Below are 26507 nucleotides of genomic sequence, written 5' to 3'. Positions count from 1 at the left end.
TTTATAGCTTTTCTGCTGCACCTAACATTTGGAAAATTTTCTCGGCGTTATCTAAATCGCCGACGATGCGTCGAATTGGTTGCGGCCAAACTTTAACCAGTGTAGGAGTTGCAGACACTTGGTCAATTTCTGCTTGTTCTGGATGAGTTAGAACATCAATCACTTTTAAAGTGTAGGGATATCCTAGCGATCGCTCTAACAATTCGTGTAAATTGTGCAGTATCCGTTCGGTATTGGCGCTATGACCAGCAATAAATAAACGCAAAACGTAACATTGGTTTTTTTGTTGGATGTTTTGTGTGGTTCTGACTGGTGGATAGTATTTGGGAGCTTTTTCTGATAAGTCTAAGTTCACAATTAAATCGTGGTCTTCCCAAAGTTGGGGAAAAGTGGAACGATAAGTAGCTAACACCATGCGATCGCACAAACCATCTTGCCAAGGTGCAGCTTGCCAGATTAAATCACCCGTATGAAAAATTGCATTCAGTAAAGCTTGATGTTGTAGTACTGCCGGATAAGCCTCGGCAAAAGTCCGAATTTGTTGCGTATGGGGATCTAACCAGTGGTCAACTGTGGCAGTATAACAAGGAACTAAAAAATGTGGCGGTTCCGTTAAATCGAGAATTTCTTGTAAAGCAGCGCACAAATGCAAATGCCATCGACCTTGTTTATTGGGGTCGATGCAGTAAATTAAATCGCCTCCAGGTGTAAATAAGGCAATGCCTTTAAAAACTTTAGGTAAAAAGAGTTTAGGTGTAGTCAAGCTAGTTACAGGGGTTGGGGAACTTGGAGGTAAAAAGTCGAGGCGATAACTTTTTACCTTTACTGTAATTAAACTCGTCCTCGGAGAAACTGAGCCATTTCGTTAGGAGTTGGTGACATTTCTAAAGCTGTTTCTTCAGTAATGCGACCTTCTTGATAAAGATTGAGCAGCGACTGATTCATTGTAATCATGCCGTCGAAACTGGCTTGTTTCATCAATTCGGTAATTTCATCATATTTACCGTCTTTGACCCATTCTTTAACCGCCTCAGTGTTAATTAAGATATCGTGGAATGCAGCTCGTTTACCATCAGTCGTTCGACACAATCCTTGAGCGATGACTGCTACCAAAGATTCTGCCAGGGCTACCCGCATTGCATCTTGTTCTTCACCAGAGTATAAATTCAAAATCCGTTCAATGGTTTTTACCGCACTGTTGGTGTGCAGTGTTCCCATTACCAAGTGACCTGTTTGGGCAGCTTTTAAGGCGGTGTTGACTGTTTCTTTATCCCGCATTTCCCCCACCAGAATCAAATCTGGATCTTCCCGCAAGGCTGCTTTTAAAGCATTATCAAACTTGCGAGTGTGCATCCCCACTTCCCGTTGTTTTACCAATGACTTGCGGCTTTGGTGAACAAATTCTACCGGGTCTTCGATGGTGATGATGTGCTTGGCCATTTCCCGATTAATATAGTCAATCATCGCCGCCATTGTGGTTGATTTCCCAGAACCAGTCGGCCCAGTCACTAAGATTAAGCCTTTATGGGAGTGGCAGATATCTCGAAAAACTGGTGGTAAGCGCAACTGTTCCATCGATAAAATTTTCAGGGGAATCAACCGCAGTACCATTGCATGGCCTTTCAATGAGCCAAAAACATTAATCCGCACACGAGCAAATTCATATTGAGTTGCACCATCAAATTCTAGGTTTTCTTCAAATTGCTGAATTTCTCTTTCTGTCATCACTTCCCGTAACCAACTCATGAAACTTTCATGATCTGTTTCGGGATATTCTGTGGGGCTAATTTCGCCACGGTTGCGGTAGCGGGGAACTTCACCTACACCCAAGTGAATATCTGAATAACCATTATCAAAAGCTTCTTTAATAATTGCTCCCAAAGTTAACCCAGAAGGATTTTTTGCTGCGGCTGGTGGACTTGTGGGACGATTACCTGCAACTGGTGGCGGTGGTGCAGGTTGAGTTGTATTCCGATGAGCAGACATATCTAATGTTTGTGTATGCTGCCGTTGTGTCGTTAATGATGGTGGTGGCGGCGGCATAGGCGGCACATTCCGAGGAGCAGCAGGATGGGAATTGGCAGAGTTCTGTGTTTCTGTCATATATCTTCAAAATTAGGGAGTTATGAACTTGAATCTGCAAAAAATCTGTCTTGGTGGTTCTAAGGACGGCAGACAGCAGGTTTGTTGCTGTTCCTTAGTTGAGAACTTTAGCGCAACATTTCGTTACATTTAATTTGCCTGTTAGTATATTTTTTTAGATAATGTGCAAATCTCTCCATTAGGGTAAAAAATCCTGAAGTCCATATAAACTTGTTTAGCACACTGTAACCTTATATATCCTTCAGTAATAACGCTTATAAATTAAAGTAATTTATAATACATTTAATAAAAGATGAAAACATCTCACCATTAGATGAGAAATTTTTCGGCAAAATTCCGGCAATTGACTAGCAGCTAAAAGCCAAATCAGCAGCAGGTATTTTTTTCAGACAAATTAGTGAATTATGAGAGACATACCCAGTTTTTATAAGAAATATTAAGGGGATCAATTTGAGGGGTGGAAAACATTCTGATGAGGCTGTTAAGAACCAGCTTCTACTCCTTGAGATAGATGGCAGAAACCAGTCCTGTACCAAGAAATCAACGGAACTTTACATTCATAATTAGAAAAACTTAACTGTAAAGTTAAGTTACTAAATGCTCATTTTTCCTATTCCTCTTTATATACTGGAATTCACTGAAACAATCAGTTGATTCGCCAACAGCGGTATCTAACTGAAATTACATTTATTGCTGTGTACTTAGGAGGAAAAGTCATGGTTTCGGCTCAAGGCTCTAATCTCGGAAAGACCTACTCCTTAATGATGATTAAAAGCTTCTTGATATGGACTTTCACATTGGCAGTATGTTTGTTAGTTGTCGGTTTTCCATTAGTTGTTTTGATGGCTACGGTCGGATGTCTGTTGTCGATTGTTTTACAATCTGTCATGCCTGTTAGTGCTGTTTTACTAGTAGGCGGTGGGTTAATTTTGTTCAATATTTTGGCAGTGGCGATCGCAGCTGGTGTTCTCACCCTCAAAGGTGTACATCCTAGTGATATCAAATGGTTAAGCTGGTTGCATGGAGAGACTGAAGAATTACAAAAAACCTCTGTATATGCAGCTTGCCCTTTAACTTGTGAAATCAAATAAAACTATTGCGTTAAACACGACAAACAGTACATCTGCCCGGTTCAGCCGGGTTTTTTCATGTTTATTTATTATTAGTCATTTGTCCTTGGTCATTTGTCCTTTGTTCTTGGTCGTTTATCATTTGTCATTTATGGCGATTGAGTATTTACTATTGACAAATGACTAATAACAAATGACAAATGACAAATAAAAAGCGAGTTGGCATTATCCTAGGTACACGCCCAGAGGCGATTAAACTAGCGCCTGTGATTCAGGTTTTCCAGCAATCTCCTGAATTTGAGTTGCAAGTAATTTTAACTGGACAGCACCGTGAAATGGTTGAGCAAGTGATGCAACTGTTTAACCTGAAAGCCGATGATGACTTAGAGATTATGCAGCCGAAACAATCTTTAAGTGATATTACTTGCCGCAGCTTGCGCGGACTAGAAGAGTTATTTCAAAAAAGTAAACCAGATTTGGTTATCGTCCAAGGAGATACAACCACAGCTTTTGCCGCAGCTTTAGCAGCTTTTTATCAAAAAATTCCTGTGGGTCATGTTGAAGCAGGGTTAAGAACAGATAATATTTACAATCCTTATCCAGAGGAAGCGAATCGACGGTTAATTTCCCAAATTACCCAACTGCATTTTGCACCAACAAATTTGGCGGTGGAGAATTTACAACGTTCTGGGGTGTTGGGCGAAATTCACTTGACGGGGAATACTGTGATTGATGCACTGTTGAATGTGGCGGCGAGTCAACCAGCTTGTAATGTTCCGGGGTTGAACTGGAATGAATATCGCGTGTTGCTATCAACAGTTCACCGCCGGGAAAATTGGGGAGAACCATTACAAGCGATCGCTCAAGGTTTTCTGCAAATATTAGATAAGTTTCCTGATACTGCTTTGGTGTTACCTCTTCACCGCAACCCGACAGTTAGGGAACCATTGCAAGCATTATTAGGGCAACATCCGCGAGTATTTTTGACCGAACCTTTAGATTATGCCGAATTAGTGGGGGCAATTGGGCGATCGCATTTTTTATTAACTGATTCTGGTGGTTTGCAAGAAGAAGCACCCAGTTTAGGTAAACCAGTATTAGTTTTGCGAGAAACAACAGAACGTCCTGAAGCAGTAACGGCGGGTACAGCTAAGTTAGTGGGAACTGAAAGCGCGAGTATTTTGGCGGCGGCGGCTGAGTTGCTGAGTAATCCTGCTGCATATAATGCAATGGCTAATGCTATTAACCCTTTCGGTGATGGTCATGCAGCCGAGCGAATTTTGCAAATTGCCGAGAATTATTTAGGAGTGGGTTGAGCAGAATTAAGGGGTTGCATGGTTCAAATATGCAACTCCCCATATTATTTTGTCTCGCGCACAGGCAAACTATAGGCAAACTATGCACCAACTAGAAATCAAATTATGACTTTGAAATTTTAAATTGGTATTATCTGTAGGGTGCTTGGTAGAGTAGATATTTTCCTTCACAAAGAGGATTATTAACAATGTCAAACTCGATTCACCTTAGTCAGTTCCGCTTGATGGCACAATACAATTCATGGGTCAACAATCACATTTATGAGCTTACAGCCTCGCTTTCACAAGAAGAAAGACAGCGCGATCTAGGAACATTTTTTTAAATCAATTCATGGAACGCTGAATCATCTTCTTCTAACCGATCGAGTGTGGCTGGGAAGGTTTGCTACGGGAACTGGCTATACATTTAAGGCTTTGCAGAATGCGAAGCTTGTGTTTGAGTTACAGTCTTTGGGACAAATACTTTATGCTGACTTTATAGAGCTACATCATGAGCGAATGGAAACAGATCAAGTAATAGAAAAATGGCTGGGGGAACTTGAACCAGAGATGCTTTTAGCGAACTTGCAGTATTTTAATTCTACCCGCGAGATTGAGCTAAAGCATTCTCTATGGTTTGGATTGACTCATTTTTTTAATCACCAAACCCACCACCGTGGTCAAGTGACGACGCTTTTCTCCCAGCTTGGTCGAGATTATGGAATTACAGATTTTCTTGCTATGTATAACTTTGTAAAAGATACGATTTAAACCTATACTTTCAGCACTGTCCGATAGGTTAGAGTTTGACCAAGAGCTATATGAAATTTTCTTACCTCTGATGAATTAAGGAAATATTTAATCTCAATTGTAATGGTCATAAACTTGTAATAATTAATACGAACAAATATGACAACTAAACAACAAGATATTTTAACAATTGCCAAAAATTACCTTCAGGCTATAGAAGAGGGAAAAGTAGCGGATGAACTGGCTATTTATTATTCGGAATCAGTTGAGCAAATAGAGTATCCTAATCGCTTAATACCTAATGGAGCTAGAAGAAATTTAGATGATTTAAAAGAAGCTTCATTAAGAGGAAAAAAAAATTATAATCAGCCAAAAATATGATATCCAAAAATCCTATGTTCTAGGCAATACAGTAATTTTAGAAACAATATGGACAGCGAAAATAGCAGTTCCAATTGGACAGATTCCATCCGGGGGACAGATGAAAGCCTATTTTGCTCAATTTATTGAATTTGAGGATGGCAAAATAATTCGTCAGAGAACATATGACTGTTTTGAGCCATTTTAACTTATCTAGCTTCTTATTATTTTTTCAGCAAGCCCTACATAAATTATGGGTACTGATATCAGATTATTGGCAGAATACTTACAAGATGGACAATGGTCAGCAGTACTAAAACCAAAAGGTCGGGGTCTAAAACAGTTTACCGTAGAGTTATCACCTCTAAAAATAATAGATATCGGCAGACATTATGAGTTTTTTACTGTTCTAGCAGGTGTGCGCCGAGAAAGATTTTTGCAATATGGTGCAGATGTCAGACCGATTTCTCGACCACGAGGTCTGCCAAAAGACCTTTCACCTTTATTACAAACTTATATTGAAGATGATGATTGTTGGAATGCGTCTTGGCTTTTGGTTCAAGAACTGATCAATTTTGATTGGGAACAACCTATTACATTCTACGGCTTGGTTGAACCACAGTACGCGAATTTGTTTTCTAGTAATCAACCATTTCCTCACGAACAATGGCCAGAAAACGCGCACTGCTATGCTCTAAACTCGAATTATCTTCCTAAATCGGATATTGTACAAGTCAGTTGGGTAGAAAGTTATAGAGAGTTTGTTGGTTCTGAATTTATTAATTATTTTTTTGGAGAATTATTACTTTTAGGTTCACCAAAAGAAGTGAGAATTATTTTTTACTTCTATTAGTTACAAAACTTAAACTATGCTGTTTGATTTGCTTGTAACCAGTTGAGTAAATCAGCGATCGCACTAAAATCCAATAAAGCCTCACTCAGTGCTTCCAATTGTTCTAAAGAAAGATTTTGAACTTGTTGACGAACTTCGTCGGGTAAATTGCCTACCCTTCTTTGTAGTTGTCTTAAAATAAGTGCTTGTGTTTGTTCTTGTTTGCCTTCTTGTTTTCCTTCTTCCTTGCCTCGCTCGTAGCCAATGCGCTCGCCTGTAGTTATGTAAGGCATAGTAAGCTCCTGCTCGAATAACTTAAAGTCTTGCCAAAATTCTGCTTCTAATGCTTTTGGTAAAATCATAACCCAATCGATAAAACGATAGAGGTTACGAATATCTCTTTCTGCTAACCCTTGTTCATATAGTCGCCGAATTAAGCTGAATTTCCAATTTTTCCGTTCTCCTGGCTGTTTGCTGGTTTGCTGCGTTTTTAAATGCGCCATGACAACTGTTGCAAAAGGGTTATCGCTGGTTTCTAATTCTGTCCAGTGATTTTGATAATCCAGTAATTTGACAGTGCCGAATTGAAAAACCAAACTGCAATCAGGATAATTGTAACTGTATTGATTCGGTCTCCAAGTGGAATCAGCATCACATAAAATAGCTAGGCTGATGGCTGGTTTGGCAAATTTATCAAAAATTCGCAGGTTGTACAAAAACATCCTTTCAGCGAAGTTATCTTCTGGTTTCGCCTGAATTTCGACATGAATTAACAGCCAAACTTCTTCCCCGTCAATTTGCCAAACTTTGACTAATTTATCTGCGTATCTTCTTCCAAGTTCGGCTTCGCGGGCGATTTGTTGAAATTCCTTGTCGAGAAATTCGTGGGGACGTTCCCAATTAAGGAGTGCGGCTGTTTGGGGGAAGAAAAATTGCATCGCTTGGGGAAAGTATGCTTCTAATATTTCTTTCCACGGCGAATCATTATCGGCTCTTTGGAGTTCCTCGGTCATTGTATTTGGAGAATAACTAAACGCAGATGAAAAACAAAACTTTGTCTTCCTCTGCGTTAACCTCTGCGTGACTTTGCGTTTAAAACTACTGATTCAAAACTAACTCTGGCTGTGGTGCTTGTTCCTCTGGGTCTGGTAAACCATACATGGAACGATACAGCTGATCGTACTGCTTGGCAGAGCGATACCAGCTAAAGTCTTGATTCATGCCGCGTTTTTGCAGTTCCTTCCACTGGGGTTTGTAACGAAAACCTTCCCAAGCGCGAATCATACAGGTAAACAGATCCAATGGTTCGTAGCGGTCGAAGCAATAACCTGTACCCGCTTCGTTGATGGGGTCGTGGTGGGATACGGTGTCAACTAATCCCCCAGTGCGGCGGACAATGGGAACAGAACCATAGCGCATTGCCATCATTTGGCTGATACCGCAGGGTTCAAAACGGCTGGGCATTAAAAAGGCATCAGTACCAGCATAAATCCGGCGGGAAAGGGCATCGTTATATAACAGGTAAGTTGCCATACGTCCGGGGTAGCGGGATGCTAATTGCCACATTTGAGTTTCATAATAGCGATCGCCTGTCCCTAACAACACAAATTGGGCATCTGTATAAGCCATGAAGCGGTCTAAAATTTGAATGACCAAATCCAAGCCTTTCTGCTCGACTAATCGGCTCACCATCCCGATTAAAAAGGCTTGAGAGTTGACCTCTAACCCCATTTCTTCTTGTAATGCCACTTTATTTTTCTTACGCTGATCTATCGTGTCAGGAGTGAATGTCTGTGCAATATATTTATCATCGGCTGGGTTGTAAACATCAGTATCTATACCATTGACAATTCCTGATAACTTCCCACTGATGAATGACAGCAAACCTTCGATGGTTTCACCATAAGCTGGTGTTTTGATTTGTTCGGCATAAGTTGGGGAAACGGTATTTACCCTGTCAGCAAATTGTACTGCTGCTGCCATTGTGTTGTGTCCTTGCATATACCAGGGACACCAAGTAATTTTCTCTAGATACCAACGCCACGGCCCTTGATAAGCCAGGTTATGTATTGTAAACACCGTGGTGATATCTGGCGATTGGTGCATCCACACGGGTATCATGCCTGTATGCCAGTCGTGACAGTGGATAATGTCTGGCTTCCAGTAATTCCAGCAGAACTCAGCCGCACCATTAGCAAAAAAAAGTGAATCGCCAATCTTCGTCTTCTCCCGAATAAATGCGGCGGGGATTAAATACAGGATGTCCAAATAAATACAAAGGCACATCAGTACCGGGCAGCACACTTTCATAAACTGCAAAGTCTTGAAACATGGCGTATCCCCACCAAATCGGGTCTTTGGGGATTTCCATTTTGTCTGGTAAAAACCCGTAGTAAGGCAAGAATATGCGGACATCATGCCCCATTTCTCTCAAGACTTTAGGTAATGCTCCCACAACATCACCCATTCCTCCTACTTTCGCAACGGGAGCTGCTTCTGCTGCAACGAATAGAATCCGCATGGTCTTTGTTGTTTCCCCGGTTCTGCCTATATTTTCACAAGTCTGAAGTCTGAAGTATAAAGGCAGTTTAATCAACGAATCTTGATCCTTTACACTTCATCCTTGAAACTCAATTCTTATCTAACCACATCTGTTTGCCAGTATCCTAAGAACCGCGTTGGATTTCAGCAAAGATTTGCTCAAGAATTTCTTGCGCGCCTTGTTCCCGCAGGCGGTTGGCTAATTCTGTCCCCAATGCTTCGGCGTTGCTGGCTAACCCTGTGACGGTATCTTTAACAAGTTGTTGACCATTTACACTGGCAACTACACCTGTTAATGTTAAATTACCATCAACAATTTCTGTATTTACACCGATGGGTACTTGACAACCACCTTCCAAGTCACGTAAGAATGCTCTTTCTGCTAAACAACGATCGCGGGTTTCGGGATGTTCAATGGCCTTGAGTAAAGATATCAAATCTTGGTCATCAGCGCGGCATTCTATCCCTAATGCACCTTGTCCGACAGCGTGCAGAGAAATTTCTTTGGGGATAATTTGATGAACGCGATCGCCCATACCCAAACGTTGTAACCCAGCAGCTGCTAAAATCAGGGCATCGTATTCGCCAGCATCGAGTTTTGCCAAGCGGGTATTCAAGTTACCGCGCACATCTTTAAAGGTAAAGTGGGGAAAGCGATTGCGTAACTGTGCTAAACGTCGCAATGAGGATGTGCCAATCACTGCACCCTCTGGCAAAGTGTCAATTTGCTTGTCTTTGTACTTTTCATGCACAACTAAAGCATCTGCGGGGTTTTCCCGTTCGGTAATTGCCGCTAGGGTCAAGCCTTCTGGTAAATTAGTCGGCAGATCCTTGAGGGAATGAACCGCAAAGTCAATTTCTTTGTTGATCATTCCCACTTCTAGTTCTTTTGTAAATAGTCCTTTATCGCCAATCTTCGCCAACGCTACATCCAGGATTTTGTCGCCTTGGGTAGACATGGTGTGGACTTCAAAATTGATATCTGGGAAACTTTTTTTGTAGTTGCTCTCTTACCCAGTATGTTTGAACTAGAGCAAGTTGACTTTTACGAGAACCAATACGAATCGTGCGGGTTGCACTGGAAACAACTGAAGTCATAATAACGTTATGTCAAACCAGGCGATACATTCACATTCATCTAGACTACCGCAGTGAGTGACTTCCCGCATTGCAATCGCTTAATTAAACGCAATTTTAGCTTGAATTTCATTTACATTTTTTAACAAAACAACTGTTACTCGTTTAAGTTAAGCATCCCAGCACAAAACTGCTTCATAAAATAAGCTGTTAAACATTTATTCTGCACATGGAAACCGCAGGGGGGCAGGGAGCAAGGGAGAGGGTTTGGAGCTTTATTTACCATTAAACATAGTGCAATTTAAATGACGATTAGCTTACTTTTTTCTTATAGCTTCTGCTTCTATAGCAATTAACAAATTTCTCTCTCCCTTGTCTACCTTGTCTACCTTGTCTCCCCTATCTTCCTTGTCTACCTTGCCTCCTTTGTTCAAGCATAAGCCTAATAGTTATCAACCATCATGTTGAAGATACTCGCGTAATTGTTGAGTCCGCTGTTTTGTGGCTTCTTCTAAGCAGCCAGCATAAATCGCAGGTGCAATACTTCCCCCTTCGTATGCGCTTCTTTCAAACTCACAACTAGCGTCACGAAACTTAATCCAAGCTAACTGTGCAGCAATTAATTTTTGCTGTCTAGTCTTTGACAATTTTGGTAACAGTTGTTTATAAACTTGGTTCAATTTTTTTATCAGCATTTTGATATGACAACTGTGAGCAGATATTAATATCTAATTGAGTTTGCGGGTCATTACAGTTGGGTTTTTGTGCTAAATATGTTTTTGTCGGTTGGGTTTGTGTATTTGCCTGGGACACAGTATTACCACTAAAACTGATAACCGTTAAGATACCGAAAAAATAAAGTGATAAATAACGCATAGTATGACTTACCTCTCAGTATTAAAAACAGCGAGAAGTTCACTATAGCTCATAATTACTGGTGTTTTAGGAACTAAACAGAAATATTTTTGGTAAAATCCAACACAATTACAATAATCATGGTGCGAAAATTGTATATATTTACTTATAAAATATGGTGCAAGTAAGAAAATTAATTCCAGAAAAAATCTGTTTACTGGAACAAATTCTTCAATAGTGACGCTTTCATCCGCCAATACTGCATAACTTCCTTACTCAATGGTGGCTATCCCAAAGACACAAAGTGAAGGTAGTTAAAGCTTCAAGTTTGCAAATGTAGACATTTGATGTTCAAAATCATATTGTTGCTCCCTGTTCTTATCTTCGATTAAAAAGCTGATTAACCTTTTTATTTGAAAATCTTGTCGAAGTTTACTTCCGTTATTTGTTACCTGACCCAGGCAAACATTCAGAGACACCCTGAGAGATATTTTGGAATTTTTGATGGTTTTCCTGAGATTGATTTGTTTGAGAACTAGCGAAACACAATACAGGAGTTGTGTTTTCTAGTGCTTCTTCTTTGAAGGTATGTGTATTACCTTCTAAATCTTGAATCAGCCGAATCGGGTCATCAATTACTGAAGTATTAGCCAAGCTGAAATTAGCAGAAGTCGAATTTTCTACAGCAGCATTGATAATATATCTACCAACTATACCGTTTGCTGTCACAGGCACGAATAATTCACCATTATTGTCAGTTATTAGGCTACTCTCGCCAAAGATAGCAGAAGCCCCAGAGGTGGGAGCAGAAAAGCTAATTCTAATGCCAGCAATGGGTTTGCTAAACCCATTTTCTGTGAATCGCACTTTGAGATTAGTGGCAAACGGATGATTAACTGTAGCTAGTTGTTCTGAACCAGAAACTGCGGTAAGACTGTAACCAGCAGACTCAAAAGCACCAATATCTGAGGTGCCTCCTATAGAACGGAGAATTCCTCTTTGGTCTGTGGCGATACCTATAATCTTGATCCCTGAGTTAATAGCAGGGCTACCTGGCACGAGAGCATGGGTTTGGGTAATACCACCATAATCGCCAAGGGGAGTAAGAATTTGGTTAAGTGCCACATTGGGTACAATGTCAGTGACACTGGGACTGTCTCCATTCACACCGCTGTCGCCAGAATAGCCAAATAGATTGTGGTTAGAGGTGAAAGTGCCAGTAATGGCAGCGGTGTAAATTTCTCGTCCAATCGGAGAAGTATTCCCAGCAATTAGGCTGTTACTTACACTCAGCGTACCCTCATTGTAGATACCACCGCCATTGAAAAAGCTTACTGAATTGCCACTAATAGTACTGTTGTTCAGTGTTAAGGTGCTACCAGAATTGTTGTGGATGCCACCACCATCGAAGGTGGCCGAGTTGTTACTAATAGTACTGTTGCTCACGGTCAGAGTTCCACTAGAGTGGTTATATATCCCGCCACCGTCGAAAGCTGCTGAGTTCCCGTTAATCGTAGTGTTATTAACTGTTAGATTCCCAACAGAATCGTTGTAAATCCCGCCACCATTAAAGGTTGCCGAGTTGCCGCTGAGAGTACTGTTGTTTACTGTTAACGTACCAGCATTGTAAATACCACCACCATTGAATGCTGTGCCATTGCGGATAGTTAAACGCTCCAGCATCACCTCTGCTCCCGTATTCACCGCTATCACTCCTACACCATCTGCACCACTAACTGTCGTCGTGCCTGTAGCTGCTCCGTTTATGGTGAGATTTTTGTCAATGAGGATTTGCTGTGTCGGCGTATAGGTGGCAGCAGCTAGGTTGACCTTACCTCCAGCAGAGGACACATCTACACCATTCTGCACTGTGCCATTTGTTCCCACATTCACTGTGTTAGCCGTGCCATTGAGAATTGAAGTTCCTTGAAGGATAATTGGTTGGTTCAGGTTGACAGTCGGAGCTGTCAAAGTCAAGTTACCAGGGTTGATATTGGTACTAGAGTTAATCGGCGCACTCACCGTAATACTGTTTGTTGCTTGCAAATTCACGTTGGTAACATCTAAGGCTGTTACCACCGTGCTGGCAGTAATCGTGGAATCTGCTGTACTGTTCGTCCCGGTCGTTGCTATCACATCTAAATTTATCGGGTCAAGCAGCCAAGTACCTATTTCTCCTTTCGGCGCACGCGTACTAACCTGAGCAACGGGGGCAATTGCTAGAGCTTGCCCAGAAGTTTCGACCCATCCCCCATTACCTGCTTGCAATCCGCCCTGTGCAGTAATCTTGCCAGTTATAGTTGTCTGCTGCCCATCTATCTTGACTTGACCACCATTTCCAATTATTCCTGCATCCACATTTACTGTCCCGGCAATAGTGGCGGCTCCTGCCGTTGTAGCCACCACAGTGGGCGTTCCAATTAAATGTACTACTCCATACTCTACTTTCACACCCCTAGCTTCTGTCACGCTTGGGCCGGTTAATAATGCTGGTAATGAAAGGGGCGAGAATGATGTGCTATTAATTGCAGATTTTGTCTCAAGTGGCAAGTCTACACTCAAAAGACTACCTGTTGGTGTTAATCGCACGAGTTTTTCCCCAGGCACTGCCATAATTTTGATACTACCGCCAGGAGCCATTACTGTCCCGGTATTGATTACCGTGCCACCTAATAGCGTCAGGCTCTGCCCTTGTCCTACTGCTAGGGTGCCTGTATTCAGCAGTGTCCCTGACTGATTAGTAGCAAAAGCAAAGCTATGTGGATTACCGATGAGAGTGGCATAGTCATTCGCTCCATTGGCATTGAACCAACCATTGCCAAATCCAATTGCGTTTGCAGTCGTTGCAGTAAAGGCAGCTGGCACATTCAAACTTGCATTTGCACCAAATATAATCCCGGCTGGATTCATCAGGTAGAGATTAGAGTTACCACCTGTCACTTGAATCAACCCGTTAATCATTGAGGCATTGCTGCCCACCACACGACCTAGAATGTTGACAATTCCGGGATTAGACAAAAAATTGGCAGTTTGTCCCTGCTTTAACCCAAATTGCTGAAAGCTGTGAAACAAGTTAGTACCTGAGAGAGTACCTCCCGAAATATCTAGTTGGTTAGGCTGTCCCTGATGTGGAGTAACGCTTGTTCCTGTGCCATCCATAGCTGGCGTAAGCGATTGAGCAGAAACACCTTTGACTTCAAAACAAACCAAAAATACCAGAAAAATGAAGAGAGAACGCGTATGTACTGAAGGCATTTGCTTTTTTTTCATTGGGCAGTACCGAGATAAAAATGAAAAACCCACTGTGTTAAAAAGCGCAGGAGATGTCTTGGTAAATATCCCAACAAGTAAGCACTATTGAGCGATCAACGCGACACAACACAGAGAGACTTGATTAGTATTCCCTTCTGCAAGCAGAAATTAACTCATTGATACTGAACCTTTGAGCAAATTTTTGTTTGGCCATCAGCATTCTGCCAAGTCAAGTATTTTATCTAGTCAAATGCTTTAAATAAGCTAAATATAAAGACAATTTAAACACTTAATTCGGTAATGAAACTTCTCTAGATTAGCACCTATATTTAATTCCGTGGTAATACTCTAGGAAAGTTAATTTGTTCAAGCTAATTTAGTATAACTATTAAAAATAACTCCTGAAAAATGAAAATTGTACTTCCTTTAATAGGTAATTTTGATGCAGCAGATTACAGAACATATTTAGGAACTAGTTTAGACTCAATTATAATTTTTTCTTTTGACACAGCACAGTTTAATATAACAAAAAACGATAGAGATTCTCTAGATGTTTCTGGAAGTTGTGAAATAATATTTTTAAATTCAATAGTTGCTAATACAAATAACTTAAGCCAGTTAGATCCATCTTCAATAAAAGATTTAAATCAATATAATATTATTTCTCAAGGGCAAGGGTTTGGGAAATTTACAGTAGCAGAGACAGGTATTAATTTAGGATTTAGTTATAATGGAGGAATTAAATTTCTTTCTCTTTCAGATAATCAAAATTTTGACATAGCTATCAGTGGAGTCTTACAAATTCCCAATAAATTAGAAAATAATACTATTAGTAATAGTAAAGAATTACTAAATCGAATGGCTTGGAATTTGAAAGGTAATTCTATTTTGGCAGTAGGTCGTGCTGAGACACAATTAACATCTTTTATCAGTGATATTTTCACTAATACTATTAGTAAACAGCTTAATGGCACAGCAAATAATGACACTATAGTTATTTTAAAAGGAGTAAAAGAAGTAAATGCTGGTGCTGGAGATGATGTCATCAGTAGCGGCACAAACGGCAGTATCCTTAGAGGAGGCTCTGGTGACGATAGAATTTATGGTAATGCTGGCACAAACAAAATTTATGGAGATGATGGTAAAGATATACTAATTGGTGGTACGGGATCTGACCTCATCTTTGGTGGTAAGGGTGACGATATTTTATTTGGAGGGGGCGGAGTAGACCAATTAAGAGGAGACGCTGGTAACGATTTTCTTAATGGTGTAGGAGATAACGCACAGGATATTCTTTTTGGTGATTTGGGTCGGGATACTTTTTTTCCTTGGTTTAAAACAAGGAAATGACTTAATTATGGATTTCAATCCTGCTGAAGACAAACTTAAGTTAGGCTCTTTGAATGTCAGCGATTTATCCTTGGCTAAAACTCGTAATGGTGTGTCCATTTATGCAAATGGTGAAATCTTAGCCACAATACTCAATGTAACTGCTGCTCAATTAACCTCTACTTTTATCTAAGTAGAAGTAAAAATCATTCCACTTATTTAGGAATACGTTGAATCTACAATTAAAAATGTTTCAACCTCTGCAATGAGACATTTGCAGAGGTTGAAATTTGCTCATGAATGCTTGAGACACGCCTATGAAGCTGCGCCGGCTTCAGCTACAGCAACGCCTTCTTCTGGTTTAGGCTCCTTCGCCTTCTTCTGGAAAATCTGAATTCCGGCATCCACTATTTCAAACCCTGAATCTGTTCGTTGACCAAGCTTACCTGATATAGCCCCTGCCCAATCCCCAAACTCCGAAGCATTACTTTCAGCCTTACGCCAGCTTTTTGCATTAATCAAAGCGGAACATGGCGATTAATGCAGAGGATGCGAGATGACTGAATGCAGAGACTGCTTGACAAAAGACATAGATATAATTGCATCTGTCTTTCAAAACATGAGAGAAAAAGCGTGAAATATCTGATTAAACAAAGCACTAAGAAAATGCTTGCCCACACCCAAGATTTAGTGTATACCCTCAAAGAACTGATGCCGACGCAGTACCAAAAAGATAACCTAGAAGCGATATCTTATTTTACTTAATATTAAACGCCTTGCTCACCTTGCACGTAGTTCTGGTTTTGACATTGAAATTTCCAGGTGCAAGATTTGAGTCGGGCTAATTTCAAACATATCCTTATATTGATACAACGAAATGCCATATTGTTTGGCAAATGCTTGCAACACCTGGTTTGTATAAGCACGTATCTTGCCAGCCGTTAGCCCAAAGCAGTGAATCGGCTCTAGACGGCAGATAGGTTTTTGCCCCAACCATAACTCTGCACCTAAAGCGTGCAAGGGTTTATCCCCTGTTTCTTTATACAAGTACAACACAGCGAAATATGTTGCGGGTGGCTCAACGGCGATCGCTTCAATCTGCCCAGAATCATCTTTGTTGCGGTTTCGGTAGAAGGAACGGCGATTGTGACACACCTTCGGATTCCAGCAGCCATCACCTTTGGGCCCATGCAATACTCTTGCCTTAGCTGTCGGTAGCTAGGCACATAATTGGCATTTGGGGTCAAGTGGCTTGGGCATCTACTTATTTTTTCATCACCTTTAGTTACTTAATATCCCCACCAAAATTTCTATTAATTCTGGTAATTCTTCCGGTACTCTATATAACTTCAAATCTTCTGTTATCTGTTTTTCTTGACGATTATATCTAGCAAAACGCCAATCTTCCCCAGTGGTTACTGCTCCATAAAGAACCGATTTATCTAAATTTATCCACTCTGACAAAGCTATCAATTCTACTGCTAATTGTGTAAACCCTCTGCTTAAATCAGCTTGTTTTGCCTCTATCACTAACAAGCCTTTACCTTTATCAATGTAATAATCTAGGTTGCCTTTTAGTTGATCACTCACATTAATTGCATACTCGATATTCAACTGGGTTTGCGCTATTTCACATACCTCTAGTAATATTGGTGCAATAATTGCTTGTTTACGTGCATCTTCACTTAGTAGCTTGACTCGCCGAAGATTGCGTTCAATTAGCTGCTGCAATTGCTGGGTCTGCTTATCTAAAGATTCTGTTCTTGGTAATTGCAAACGCTCACGTTCATAACCGCAACCCAATTCAGCCAGTATATCTTCTGGAGAAAATGGCAAGTCAAAATACTTACTAAATGTATAACTCTGTCCTGGTTGAATAATTCTTGGACGACTCATGATTTCAAAGATAACTAGTTCGTTGCTCTTTCATTTTTGCTTATGAATCCTCCTCTGGCTCTTCACCAATTGCACGATAGTAAGCAGAGATCGCCGCTTCTTGTTCACTACGCAGAGTATAGCGCCGGAATGCTTTCTCGCTTTGATGCCCAGTCAGTTTTCGCGTATGGCTGGGGTCAACGCCCAGTAACAACAACTCCGTCGCGTAGGTGTGCCGAAAGGAGTGCGGGTGCAAATCTCCAATAAGAGCTAGTTCCCCAATTTTTTCTACGGCGAAATATATTCCGTGATAACTCAAGCGTTCGCCCTTGTATGAGGCGTGATGTGATACCCTTATCTTTTATCCGACAAAAACTCCGATTAAAATTTACTTAGAAATACTTTAATTAGTTAATATAATATTATACTTTAAACTCAGTATTTAAAAGAGGAGCGATCGTCATACTCCGGTGTTCAAGTACCTCAAACCCTTGTTCTTAGCAATGTGATATTACCAATTTCTTACTTACAACTTGAAATGTAAGCTCTGAAAGAGTTTTGAGATGGCAGTTTTATCATCTTCCCTCAGTTATGTGTAATCTGGGGGATTCTCAAAGGATGCTCCGACTGATGCCTTGTTGCGAATTGAAACTAGTTCGTTTAGGGTAAACACAGAACAATTGGAAAAAAATTATGACCACTGAACATAGAATCGAGCTTCGTGAAATTGGCTCTACTGGTCTAACTGTTTTCCCCTTGGCTCTTGGATGTATGGGTATGTCCGGAATGTACGGTGCGGCGGACGACAACGAAAGTATTGCCACCATCCACGCAGCTCTTGATTACGGTGTAACACTGCTAGATACAGGTGATTTCTACGGTACCGGACATAATGAAATGCTAATTGGTCGTGCGCTGAAAGGCCACCAAGACAAAGCTCTGCTTTCTGTGAAATTTGGCGCAATGCGCTCTCCTGATGGTGGATGGATTGGTACAGATGCACGGCCCTCTGCCGTGAAAAATTTCGCAGCGTATAGTCTTACCCGATTGGGAGTAGACCATATCGATATTTACCGCCCTGCTCGACTAGACCCACAAGTTCCTATTGAAGACACCATAGGAGCAATCGCTGAACTAATAAAGGCTGGCTATGTCCGATATATCGGTTTATCAGAGGTGGGAGTAGATACTATCCGCCGCGCACAAGCTGTTCACCCCATCAGCGACCTTCAGATTGAGTACTCGCTTATTAGTCGTAGTCCAGAAACCGAGATATTTCCCGTACTAGAAGAACTTGGTATCGGCGTAACTGCCTATGGCGTTCTTTCGCGAGGGCTACTGAGTGGTTCTACTCCATCTGCTCAAGGCGACTTCCGTGCTTATTTACCGCGTTTTAGGGAAGAAAACCTAGCCCAAAACCAGCGTTTTGTTGAAGAGTTAAAGCAAATTGCTGCAAGTAAAGGAGTTAGTCCTTCACAGTTGGCCATTGCCTGGGTACTTGCAAAAGGTAGAAATATTATTCCATTAATCGGCGCACGCAAGCGCACCCAACTTGAAGAATCATTAAAAGCAGTTGAGGTGGAATTATCATCAGAGGAGTTAACCCGTATCGAAGCGGCGATTCCGGCATCAGCGATCGCCGGAACACGTTACGACGAGCATCAGATGAAGATGTTAGACAGCGAACGCTAACAGCAATTTTTGGGAGTGGGGTGCGACGCATTGGTAGTTTTCGGAGTTTTTCGTGGCAGCAGTAAGTGCGTACAACCGCTCCCCACTGTCTGTTAAACTCTGCTTCTAAAAAACCCAGAGCTACCGCAAGCCAAAAGAAATGAACCGTCTGGGCTGACTTGGAATGAGATTTTAATTGAAGCGCAGGAGCGAGAAATAGAACAGCACAAACAACGGTCTAGGGGTTTTAGTAAATGAGTCGTGTTTGCCCTTTCCTCGTTGCCGCTGTCGCTCAATTAGGGGTTGGGCATGGTTGAGAGATTGCTTGTTGGTGTTTGAGACTAAGATAATTTTGAACAGATCGCTAAGAGTTGAAAATTAAAGTCCAAGTTACAGTTTGGTAAGGTTGAGATGAATCAAGCTGAACAATTGCAAGATCAGTATGTCAAAGTCGGCTCTGTAAATACCCGATATTGGCAAGCTGGAGATTCAGGCAGCACGGTCATTTTGCTTCATGGCGGTGGCGGTTACATTGAGTTGTGGAAGTACAATATCCTTGAATTAGCCAAACATCATCGCGTTTATGCGTTTGATATGGTGGGTGCAGGTCGCTCCGATAAACCCGATGCTGCTCATTACACCTTTGACTTCATGGCTCAGTTCACGCGAGATTTCATGAAGGTTTTAGAGATCCCCAAGGCAATTTTGATTGGCACTTCTGCGGGCGGTGGAGTAGCACTCACTTTAACGTTGAACTTCCCACAATTAGTTGAGCGACTAATTCTGGTTGGCAGTGCTGGTCTTGGGAAAGAACTTAATTTTCTGCTTCGAGTTACCACAATTCCTGGTTTAGGTAAGTTGTTTAGTTCACCAAGCAAATCAGGTGTAGCGATGTTGTGTAAACAGGCAGTGTACGACTCAAAACTCATCACTGATGAAATTGTCGAAGAGTTTTATCAAATGGCAACGCTTCCTGGAGCAGCACAAGCAACATTAAATCTAGGTCGTTCAAACTTTAATATCTGGGGGCAATTCTATCACTCAATTACTGACAAATTGCATACTATCGAGGTTCCGACCCTAATTATTTGGGGCAGACAAGATCCGATGGTTCCTCTAACCCATGCTCAGAATGCCGTTAAGATTATTTCTCATGCTCAGTTGGAGATTATTGAAGAGTGCGGTCATTGGAGTCCGATTGAGCATCCACAAAAATTTAATCAGCTAGTTCTAGAGTTTCTATCGTGATTTTTGAACTGGTTAACGGTTGCTAGTCAGCTTTCTTTTCTTGATAAACCTGAACAGTATCCACATTTATGGCTGCAAATAAGCGCGACATTACAGTAAGAAACAAAAGTAAGCCGATCGCTCTTACTTCGACCGGGCAATAGAGATACACAACACTGGCTCTCAAAAGCATTGATTTATCTGGGTGTGACAAGTGTTAGTAAGAAATTCAGGGTGGAATTTGCTTACTTTGAGGGCATTGTCATTATCGCTAGAGTTGGGGCGATCGCACTCATCATGGCTTATTGGTTTACTTGTGCTTTGAGCGGCCATTTATGTCACGTTTCTAAAAAAAAATGTAGAGTCAAAGATGTTGTGACTTAAGCACAACCTAAATAAAAAAATATTTTTGGTAAAATCCAACACGATTACAATAATGATTGCGCGAAAATTATATTTATCGCGGTTCTCATTCTAGTGAGATACAAGCCAGAATAATTAACCGCAGATGTAGACGCTTAAGCGGCTTGCCACTGGCTACGCTGATAAACGCCGATGGAAACAGATAAATTTGTACCTCAGCAGACGAGGAAACGCCAGATTGTCGTATCAAATAGGGCGCAAGTAAGAAAATTAATTCCAGGAAAAATCTGTTTACTGACTCAAATGCGTCAATGGTAAAGCTTTCATCTGCCAATACTGCATAACTTCCTTGCGACGCATTGGCTGGGTTAGCTATAGGAGAAAACCGCTATCTCCTTTGGATTTTGTGATCATGGAATATCACGCATTTTCTAATAATAGCAGCAAGCGATTAGCGATTACACCAGCTTGCCAAAATAGCATTATGCAAAAATTTTAGCTCTTTTTACAACTAGTAAAACCGCTAGATACTGATGTTTTTGTCATAACTATAAATCAAATTTTCACCTAATTAAAATAGTTTTTTTTATTAAAAGCTAAATACGGAGGCGGAGCAAACCACATTAATTTTCAAAATCTTGATATTTTTTATACTGTAACAATCCTTGGAAAGAAATTAACTCCTAGAGTTGCTTAGTTTGTGTTTTGTAAATAGTTGTATAATCAATCTAAGGTATTTAATCATAAAAAGTTATTAAACTTACAAAATAATATCTCAGTATATTAGCCCAAATTAACATCAGAACTGTGATTTGAGAAAAAAGCTAAATTTTGTCATCTGGTTTGAGAATTCAGACTTTTTAAGCTGATTTTTTGCTGTTCAGATTTTTAATATCACTTTTTTATTGCTTTCACGGAAACACTTAACTAATGCCATCACTTTATCCTGTGGATTTACCTACCTTAGAGCAGGTAATGGAATGTTACCCTTTAACTGTGTTACCGGATACTCTGCTCGTTGATTTAATTGCTCTCATGAATCCGGTAAGCAGCAGTACAGTGGATTCTGCATCTAATTTTAGTAGTTGTGTTTTAGTAGTTGAGCAAAAAAAACTTAGTAGGTATATTAACTCTACGTGATGTAGTCAGGCTCATTGGTGCAGGGGTAGATTTATCCAGGGTAAAAATTTCCGATGTGATGACTCAGCCAGTCATTAGCTTGACACGAGCTGCGGCTCAAAATGCTCTCACCGCCTTAACTTTCATGCGCCAGCATCACATTCGCCATTTGGCTGTGGTAGATGAGCAAGGGCAATTGTTAGGCTTGATTACTCAAGACAGAATACGTCAGGTGATCCAACCAGCGCATCTGCTGAAACTGCGATGTGTGGCAGAGGTGATGGTTAGGGAAGTAATTCATGCGCTACCAACGATATCCGTGTTGGAATTATCTCAGATGATGAGCGATCGCCGCATCAGTTGCGTCGTCATTGTCGCCCCACAACCGACAAAGTTGATTCCGGTGGGGATAATCACCGAGAAAGATATTCTCAAACTCCAGTTACAGGGACTAGATATGGCTCAAACTCAGGTGCAAGCCGTAATGAGTACCCCTGTATTAAGTGTCAGTCCAAGTGAATCTTTGTGGACTGTTCACCAGTTGATGCAAGAGCAAGGTATTAAGCGGGTAGTTGTAATAGATGAACAAGGAGAACTGCAAGGACTGGTGACACAAACCAATCTTTTGCAAGTGTTTGATCCCCTAGAAATAGTCAACGTCATCCAAGCCTTGCAAACCAAAGTTGAGGAGCAAACTGTTCAACTCAGGCAAACCAACCAGCAGTTAGAAGCACAAATCAAACAACACCAGCAAGTTGAGGAATCACTACGCCAAGTACAACAAGAACTAGAGTTGCGGGTGGTGGAGCGGACAGCCGAACTGGTGCAAGCTAATGCACGTCTGCGACGGCGTGAACAGCAGTTGCAAGCCTTGTTTGATCACGCTTTGGATGCAATCCTGATTGCGAATGATGAGGGACGTTATGTGGATGTCAATGCAGCAGCTTGCGAATTATTTGGTGTATCTAGGGAAGAACTTTTAGGTTCCACAATTGCGGATTTTGCCGCACCAGAATTTAATTTTACCCAAGCTTGGCAACAGTTCCGTGAACAAGAACAAATGTCGGGTGAGTTTCAATTGCATCGTCCCAACGGCACAGTACGAGCAACAGAATTTGCGGCGGTTGCCAATTTTATACCACATCGCCATCTTTCCATCATCCGGGATGTGAGCGATCGCCAGCAAGCTAAGGCAAATCTACAAAACAGCGAGCAACGGCTACAACTCGCACTCTCAGCCAGCAACACAGGTATGTGGGACTGGAATCTGCAAACTAATGAGGTGGTCTGGTCTGAGAGTATGTGTTCTCTATTTGATATCGATCCCCAGACATTCAACAACAGGTTTGAATCATTTGTAAATTTCATCCACCCTGAAGACCGAGAATTTGTAGAACAACACCTGAAGCAGTCTATTGATCAGCATACCAACTGTAATATCGAGTTTCGGGTAGTATGGCTGAATGGTACAGTACACTGGGTACATGGCAAAGGAAGCGTCTTCTACGATGAAACTGGTCAGCCACTCCGGATGATTGGGGTGCATCAGGACATTACAGAGCGCCAACAAGCTAAGGCAAATCTGCAAAAAAGTGAGCAACGGCTAAAACTAGCACTCTGGGCTGGTAATACTGGCACTTGGGACTGGGATTTGCAAACCAATGAAGTTATCTGGTCTGATCATCTGTTTTCTTTATTTGGTTTAACCCCTGATACGTTTGATGTCAGCTATGAAAATTTTTTAAATCAAATTGTCCATCCTGAAGACCGCGAACGGCTACATCAATCAGTTTTGCGAGCCATTGACCAGCAAGTACCCCATGATATTGAATTCCGGTTTCTTTACCCAGATGGTACAGTTGGTTGGTCATTGTGTAAAGGTCAAGTATTATACAGCAAAACCACTGGTGAGCCACTCCAGATGATTGGAGTGAATATGGATATCACTGAAAAAAAGCAACTAGAATTTAACCTCCAACAATCAGAAGCGAAGCTCCGAGATATCCTTAACAGTTCAGCAATCTCAATAGCTCGTTTGCGCCTGTTTGCTAATCTTGATTGGGAATATGATTACCAATCAGCAGGATGTGAAGGCATCTTTGGTTACACTCAACAAGAAATGATGGATAAGTATTGCTGGAGGTCACGGGTGTTTCCAGAAGACCTGGAAAATATTTTCATGCCTGCCTTAGAAAATTTGTTGGCGGAAACCACGGTGACAGTACAGTATCGTTTTTATCACAAAAATGGTAGTGTACGCTGGATTTCAGGGACTTTTACATCTCGATATGATGAAGTTGCAAATTGCTGGATAGTCACAGTTGCGGACACAGACATCACTGAACGCAAACAAGCACAAGAGAAAATTCAAGAACAAGCAGCTTTAATTGATATCGCCACCGATGCTATTTTTGTCCATGATTTAGCAAACCGCATATTGTTCTGGAGTCGAGGGGCGGAAAACTTATACGGTTGGACAGCAGAGGAAACTGTGGGGAAATTAGCTCATGAAATATTTTACAGAGAATCATTATCGCAACTCGAAGTAGGTTTACAAACTACTATCGAACAAGGTGCTTGGCAAGGTGAGTTAGAACAAGTCACTAAAAGTGGCAGAGAAATTATTGTTGCTAGTCGGTGGACACTGGTAAACAATCAATTTGGCGAACCCCAATCCATCTTAGTAGTTAACACCGACATCACTGAGAAAAAACAACTAGAGCAACAATTTTACCGCGCTCAACGCTTGGAGAGTATAGGAACTCTCGCCAGTGGCATTGCCCACGACCTTAACAACGTCTTTGCTCCCATTGTCATGATTGCCCAATTGTTGCCTTCCAGATGTAAAAATGTGGATACAAGGACTCAAGAACTGTTCAAAACTCTAGAAACTAGCTCCAAGCGTGGCTCTGATTTAGTAAAACAAATTCTCACCTTTGCCCGTGGTACCGAAGGTCAACGCATCCTCCTGCAACCTGGACACTTGCTCAAAGAATTAGCCAAAGTCATCCAACAGACATTTCCGAAATCCATTGAAATTATTACTGATATTCCGACAAACACCTTGTGGATGGTGTATGCCGATCCCACCCAATTAGAACAGGTGTTCATGAACTTGGCAGTCAATGCCCGTGATGCTATGCCCAATGGTGGTAAGCTTACCATCACTGCCGCCAATCGGGTAATTGACTCTACCTATGCCCGAATGCACCTAGAGTCGAAAGCAGGAGACTACATTGTTGTCACCATCTCAGATACAGGCACAGGAATTCCGCCAGAAATCTTAGAACGCATATTTGATCCCTTTTTTACTACGAAAGAAGTCGGTAAAGGTACAGGGCTAGGGCTATCAACGGTTTTAGGTATCGTCAAGAACCACGGCGGTTTTGTAGAAGTGGCCAGTCAGGTAGGTCAAGGCACAGAATTTCAGGTGTTCTTACTCAGAGGAGAAGGAACAGCAACCGAGTCCATAGCAAAGACAGAATTGCCTAGAGGTAACGGCGAGTTGATTTTAGTTGTCGATGATGAAACAATCGTCCAACAAACTGTACAAGAAGCCCTAGCGGATTATAACTATAAAATTTTGATAGCTAACGATGGCATTGAGGCGATCGCTCTCTATGTTGAATATCAACCAGAAATCAGTGCCGTCTTGCTAGATATGGTTATGCCCAACATGGACGGATTAACCGCCATCCGCACCCTGCGAACCATCAACCCCAACGTCAAGATAGTTGCTACCAGTGGCTTACCCGCCAATGAGCAAAAAGCGATCGCGGCTGGTGCAGACAAATTTCTCTCTAAGCCCTACACAACTACAGATTTATTGACTACTCTATCGAATGTAATCAGGCTTAAAGAGTAGAACATTGCTTACTTTTAGCGCATTGTAATTATCCCTGGACTTGGAGCGATCGCACTCATCATGGCTTATTGGTTTACTTGTGCTTTGAGCGGCCATTTATGTCACGTTTCTAAAAAAAAATGTAGAGTCAAAGATGTTGTGACTTAAGCACAACCTAAGAAATAATACCTACAGCATAATTATCACACCGCAGCTGATTAATTATCTGGCTGCGGTTTTTGTATTTATTTACTTCTGATGCTCTAGATACAGCAGCTTACCAGCAAGTGATTGCCAAAATACAAGTTTTAAAATCTAAAAGTTAAAAAATTATTAAAACTAGATTGATTTTGGAAAAGTATACTGGAAACTCTTTATTAATACAGCAATTAAATAGGCTAAGAATTAGCACTCTAAGCTAGTGAGTGCTAATAAATAAGGAACTTTGTTTCCTCGGATATAATTAAAGAATACTCTTTTTATAGAGATGAGTTTAGACATTTTTTAACCATAATTTTCACCAGATAAATCTCCTTGTAAGTAGTAAATTATTGGGATGAACTCAATGAAATATACTTTTGATATTGTTGGTGTATCGCCCGTTTTGCAGTTTTTCAACCATCAACAGCAGAGTATGCAAAAACCACAGTATGTAGGGGTGGAATACTTAGGTACACACATCTGTACACTTGATGCGTTTATCGCAACAGTCGAACCTGTACCCGCAAAATGGGGCTGGGATTTAGACCAAGTAGTAGACACAGTAGTTAAGTTTTGGGTGAATCATTCCGAGAGTATTCAATATTGGAAAGCACGTTTAAGTGACGCTGGACAAAATAATTTAGTTGTAGCCAGACTTGCAGATATTAGGGCTTTGCAAGCAGAATTTGAAACGCTCTTAGATAAAAATAGTTATTAGTTGATTTCCTGGTAAATATTGAAGT

Annotated in this window: 24 protein-coding genes and 3 pseudogenes; 13 read left to right on the top strand and 14 right to left on the bottom strand. The window is 41.1% G+C overall.

Going from position 1 to position 26507, the window contains the following annotated elements:
• Position 1 precedes the first annotated feature (1 nt).
• Both ACX27_RS16925 and ACX27_RS16920 read right to left on the bottom strand, forming a co-directional pair.
• The gene (locus ACX27_RS16925) at positions 2-763 is read right to left on the bottom strand and encodes a circadian clock KaiB family protein (protein WP_062294573.1); all 762 of its coding nucleotides are present in this window, start codon (positions 761-763) and stop codon (positions 2-4) included.
• Between the two features lie 68 nt (positions 764-831).
• Positions 832-2103: a type IV pilus twitching motility protein PilT gene (locus tag ACX27_RS16920; protein ID WP_062294571.1), complete on the bottom strand. Its 1272-nt coding sequence runs from the start codon at positions 2101-2103 to the stop codon at positions 832-834.
• 716 nt (positions 2104-2819) lie between these two features.
• Here ACX27_RS16920 and ACX27_RS16915 point away from each other — a divergent pair.
• From ACX27_RS16915 to ACX27_RS16905, 3 genes are all read left to right on the top strand, one after another.
• Positions 2820-3194 (top strand): hypothetical protein, encoded by a 375-nt coding sequence (locus ACX27_RS16915; protein WP_062298392.1) that lies wholly within the window; start codon positions 2820-2822, stop codon positions 3192-3194.
• Between the two features lie 179 nt (positions 3195-3373).
• Entirely contained in the window at positions 3374-4489 is a 1116-nt protein-coding gene (gene wecB, locus ACX27_RS16910; protein ID WP_062294568.1) for a non-hydrolyzing UDP-N-acetylglucosamine 2-epimerase, read from the top strand.
• 327 nt (positions 4490-4816) lie between these two features.
• Complete coding sequence (locus ACX27_RS16905) at positions 4817-5239, top strand: DinB family protein (RefSeq protein ID WP_200929975.1); 423 nt, start codon at positions 4817-4819, stop codon at positions 5237-5239.
• A 2-nt stretch (positions 5240-5241) separates the two neighbouring features.
• On the opposite strand, the gene ACX27_RS31780 is transcribed toward ACX27_RS16905, so the two are convergent.
• Complete coding sequence (locus ACX27_RS31780; protein ID WP_144427476.1) at positions 5242-5349, bottom strand: element excision factor XisH family protein; 108 nt, start codon at positions 5347-5349, stop codon at positions 5242-5244.
• Positions 5350-5377: 28 nt separating this feature from the next.
• On the opposite strand from ACX27_RS31780, the gene ACX27_RS32890 reads away from it, so the two are divergent.
• Together ACX27_RS32890 and ACX27_RS16895 are read left to right on the top strand one after the other, a co-directional pair.
• A complete protein-coding gene (locus tag ACX27_RS32890; protein ID WP_200929813.1) occupies positions 5378-5599 on the top strand; it encodes a hypothetical protein in 222 nt (73 codons plus the stop codon).
• A 232-nt stretch (positions 5600-5831) separates the two neighbouring features.
• On the top strand, positions 5832-6431 hold the full coding sequence (locus tag ACX27_RS16895) for a hypothetical protein (protein ID WP_062294564.1): 600 nt from the start codon (positions 5832-5834) through the stop codon (positions 6429-6431).
• Positions 6432-6445: 14 nt separating this feature from the next.
• Here ACX27_RS16895 and ACX27_RS16890 read toward each other — a convergent pair whose 3' ends face one another.
• From ACX27_RS16890 to ACX27_RS16870, 7 genes and pseudogenes are all read right to left on the bottom strand, one after another.
• On the bottom strand, positions 6446-7423 hold the full coding sequence (locus ACX27_RS16890) for a DUF4351 domain-containing protein (protein ID WP_062294562.1): 978 nt from the start codon (positions 7421-7423) through the stop codon (positions 6446-6448).
• Between the two features lie 85 nt (positions 7424-7508).
• Positions 7509-8678 carry a glycogen synthase GlgA gene (gene glgA, locus ACX27_RS16885; protein ID WP_250635673.1) on the bottom strand — a complete coding sequence of 390 codons (1170 nt, stop codon included), beginning with the start codon at positions 8676-8678 and terminating at the stop codon, positions 7509-7511.
• Positions 8602-8931 (bottom strand): glycogen/starch synthase, encoded by a 330-nt coding sequence (locus tag ACX27_RS34660; RefSeq protein ID WP_250635672.1) that lies wholly within the window; start codon positions 8929-8931, stop codon positions 8602-8604. The genes glgA and ACX27_RS34660 overlap by 77 nt, the downstream gene beginning before the upstream one ends.
• 145 nt (positions 8932-9076) lie before the next feature.
• Positions 9077-10049 (bottom strand): annotated as a pseudogene (gene hemC, locus ACX27_RS16880) (hydroxymethylbilane synthase).
• A 431-nt stretch (positions 10050-10480) separates the two neighbouring features.
• Positions 10481-10675 carry a lysozyme inhibitor LprI family protein gene (locus ACX27_RS35345; protein ID WP_335337702.1) on the bottom strand — a complete coding sequence of 65 codons (195 nt, stop codon included), beginning with the start codon at positions 10673-10675 and terminating at the stop codon, positions 10481-10483.
• Between the two features lie 16 nt (positions 10676-10691).
• Entirely contained in the window at positions 10692-10904 is a 213-nt protein-coding gene (locus ACX27_RS35340) for a lysozyme inhibitor LprI family protein (RefSeq protein ID WP_335337701.1), read from the bottom strand.
• Positions 10905-11324: 420 nt separating this feature from the next.
• Positions 11325-14153, bottom strand: coding sequence for a two-partner secretion domain-containing protein (locus tag ACX27_RS16870; protein ID WP_062294560.1), 2829 nt, complete (start codon positions 14151-14153; stop codon positions 11325-11327).
• A 390-nt stretch (positions 14154-14543) separates the two neighbouring features.
• On the opposite strand from ACX27_RS16870, the gene ACX27_RS16865 reads away from it, so the two are divergent.
• Together ACX27_RS16865 and ACX27_RS32470 are read left to right on the top strand one after the other, a co-directional pair.
• Positions 14544-15485: a calcium-binding protein gene (locus ACX27_RS16865; protein ID WP_062294558.1), complete on the top strand. Its 942-nt coding sequence runs from the start codon at positions 14544-14546 to the stop codon at positions 15483-15485.
• A gap of 7 nt (positions 15486-15492) precedes the next feature.
• Entirely contained in the window at positions 15493-15657 is a 165-nt protein-coding gene (locus ACX27_RS32470; protein WP_158507394.1) for a hypothetical protein, read from the top strand.
• Between the two features lie 122 nt (positions 15658-15779).
• On the opposite strand, the gene ACX27_RS16860 is transcribed toward ACX27_RS32470, so the two are convergent.
• Entirely contained in the window at positions 15780-15986 is a 207-nt protein-coding gene (locus ACX27_RS16860) for a hypothetical protein (RefSeq protein ID WP_083468759.1), read from the bottom strand.
• 111 nt (positions 15987-16097) lie between these two features.
• Here ACX27_RS16860 and ACX27_RS34915 point away from each other — a divergent pair, with 111 nt between their 5' ends.
• Complete coding sequence (locus tag ACX27_RS34915) at positions 16098-16229, top strand: hypothetical protein (protein ID WP_256364344.1); 132 nt, start codon at positions 16098-16100, stop codon at positions 16227-16229.
• Positions 16230-16244: 15 nt separating this feature from the next.
• Here the strand turns inward: ACX27_RS34915 and ACX27_RS16850 are convergent.
• From ACX27_RS16850 to ACX27_RS30980, 3 genes and pseudogenes are all read right to left on the bottom strand, one after another.
• Positions 16245-16724: pseudogene (locus ACX27_RS16850) on the bottom strand (hypothetical protein).
• Positions 16725-16745: 21 nt separating this feature from the next.
• Complete coding sequence (locus ACX27_RS16845) at positions 16746-17360, bottom strand: hypothetical protein (protein WP_062294554.1); 615 nt, start codon at positions 17358-17360, stop codon at positions 16746-16748.
• 40 nt (positions 17361-17400) lie between these two features.
• Positions 17401-17697, bottom strand: a pseudogene (locus ACX27_RS30980) (tyrosine-type recombinase/integrase); the annotation flags it as partial.
• Between the two features lie 335 nt (positions 17698-18032).
• On the opposite strand from ACX27_RS30980, the gene ACX27_RS16840 reads away from it, so the two are divergent.
• The 5 genes from ACX27_RS16840 to ACX27_RS16820 all read left to right on the top strand — a co-directional run bounded on the left by ACX27_RS16840 (position 18033) and on the right by ACX27_RS16820 (position 26482).
• The gene (locus tag ACX27_RS16840) at positions 18033-19031 is read left to right on the top strand and encodes an aldo/keto reductase (RefSeq protein WP_062294552.1); all 999 of its coding nucleotides are present in this window, start codon (positions 18033-18035) and stop codon (positions 19029-19031) included.
• A gap of 390 nt (positions 19032-19421) precedes the next feature.
• Positions 19422-20258, top strand: a complete 837-nt coding sequence (locus ACX27_RS16835) for an alpha/beta fold hydrolase (protein ID WP_062294551.1) — start codon at positions 19422-19424, stop codon at positions 20256-20258.
• Positions 20259-20471: 213 nt separating this feature from the next.
• Positions 20472-20621: a hypothetical protein gene (locus ACX27_RS32465; protein ID WP_158507393.1), complete on the top strand. Its 150-nt coding sequence runs from the start codon at positions 20472-20474 to the stop codon at positions 20619-20621.
• A gap of 1078 nt (positions 20622-21699) precedes the next feature.
• Complete coding sequence (locus ACX27_RS16825) at positions 21700-25584, top strand: PAS domain S-box protein (RefSeq protein ID WP_235526243.1); 3885 nt, start codon at positions 21700-21702, stop codon at positions 25582-25584.
• Between the two features lie 544 nt (positions 25585-26128).
• Positions 26129-26482, top strand: coding sequence for a hypothetical protein (locus ACX27_RS16820; protein ID WP_062294548.1), 354 nt, complete (start codon positions 26129-26131; stop codon positions 26480-26482).
• The last annotated feature ends 25 nt before the right edge of the window (positions 26483-26507 follow it).

This window comes from Nostoc piscinale CENA21, from assembly GCF_001298445.1.
Taxonomy (GTDB): domain Bacteria; phylum Cyanobacteriota; class Cyanobacteriia; order Cyanobacteriales; family Nostocaceae; genus Nostoc_B; species Nostoc_B piscinale_A.
Note: the sequence above shows the minus strand (reverse complement) of the source record. Positions and strands in the feature narration are given on the sequence as shown.

Bases quoted from the DNA above. Each gene is read 5' to 3' on its own strand.
- ACX27_RS16840 (WP_062294552.1), top strand. From the start codon at position 18,033: ATGACCACTGAACATAGAATCGAGCTTCGTGAAATTGGCTCTACTGGT.
- ACX27_RS16820 (WP_062294548.1), top strand. From the start codon at position 26,129: ATGAAATATACTTTTGATATTGTTGGTGTATCGCCCGTTTTGCAGTTT.
- ACX27_RS32470 (WP_158507394.1), top strand. From the start codon at position 15,493: ATGGATTTCAATCCTGCTGAAGACAAACTTAAGTTAGGCTCTTTGAAT.
- ACX27_RS16865 (WP_062294558.1), top strand. From the start codon at position 14,544: ATGAAAATTGTACTTCCTTTAATAGGTAATTTTGATGCAGCAGATTAC.
- ACX27_RS32890 (WP_200929813.1), top strand. From the start codon at position 5,378: ATGACAACTAAACAACAAGATATTTTAACAATTGCCAAAAATTACCTT.
- wecB (WP_062294568.1), top strand. From the start codon at position 3,374: ATGACAAATAAAAAGCGAGTTGGCATTATCCTAGGTACACGCCCAGAG.
- ACX27_RS16915 (WP_062298392.1), top strand. From the start codon at position 2,820: ATGGTTTCGGCTCAAGGCTCTAATCTCGGAAAGACCTACTCCTTAATG.
- ACX27_RS34660 (WP_250635672.1), bottom strand. From the start codon at position 8,931: ATGCGGATTCTATTCGTTGCAGCAGAAGCAGCTCCCGTTGCGAAAGTA.
- ACX27_RS16845 (WP_062294554.1), bottom strand. From the start codon at position 17,360: ATGAGTCGTCCAAGAATTATTCAACCAGGACAGAGTTATACATTTAGT.
- ACX27_RS35340 (WP_335337701.1), bottom strand. From the start codon at position 10,904: ATGCGTTATTTATCACTTTATTTTTTCGGTATCTTAACGGTTATCAGT.
- ACX27_RS16870 (WP_062294560.1), bottom strand. From the start codon at position 14,153: ATGAAAAAAAAGCAAATGCCTTCAGTACATACGCGTTCTCTCTTCATT.
- ACX27_RS16920 (WP_062294571.1), bottom strand. From the start codon at position 2,103: ATGACAGAAACACAGAACTCTGCCAATTCCCATCCTGCTGCTCCTCGG.
- ACX27_RS16835 (WP_062294551.1), top strand. From the start codon at position 19,422: ATGAATCAAGCTGAACAATTGCAAGATCAGTATGTCAAAGTCGGCTCT.
- ACX27_RS16890 (WP_062294562.1), bottom strand. From the start codon at position 7,423: ATGACCGAGGAACTCCAAAGAGCCGATAATGATTCGCCGTGGAAAGAA.
- ACX27_RS31780 (WP_144427476.1), bottom strand. From the start codon at position 5,349: ATGACCATTACAATTGAGATTAAATATTTCCTTAATTCATCAGAGGTA.
- ACX27_RS16895 (WP_062294564.1), top strand. From the start codon at position 5,832: ATGGGTACTGATATCAGATTATTGGCAGAATACTTACAAGATGGACAA.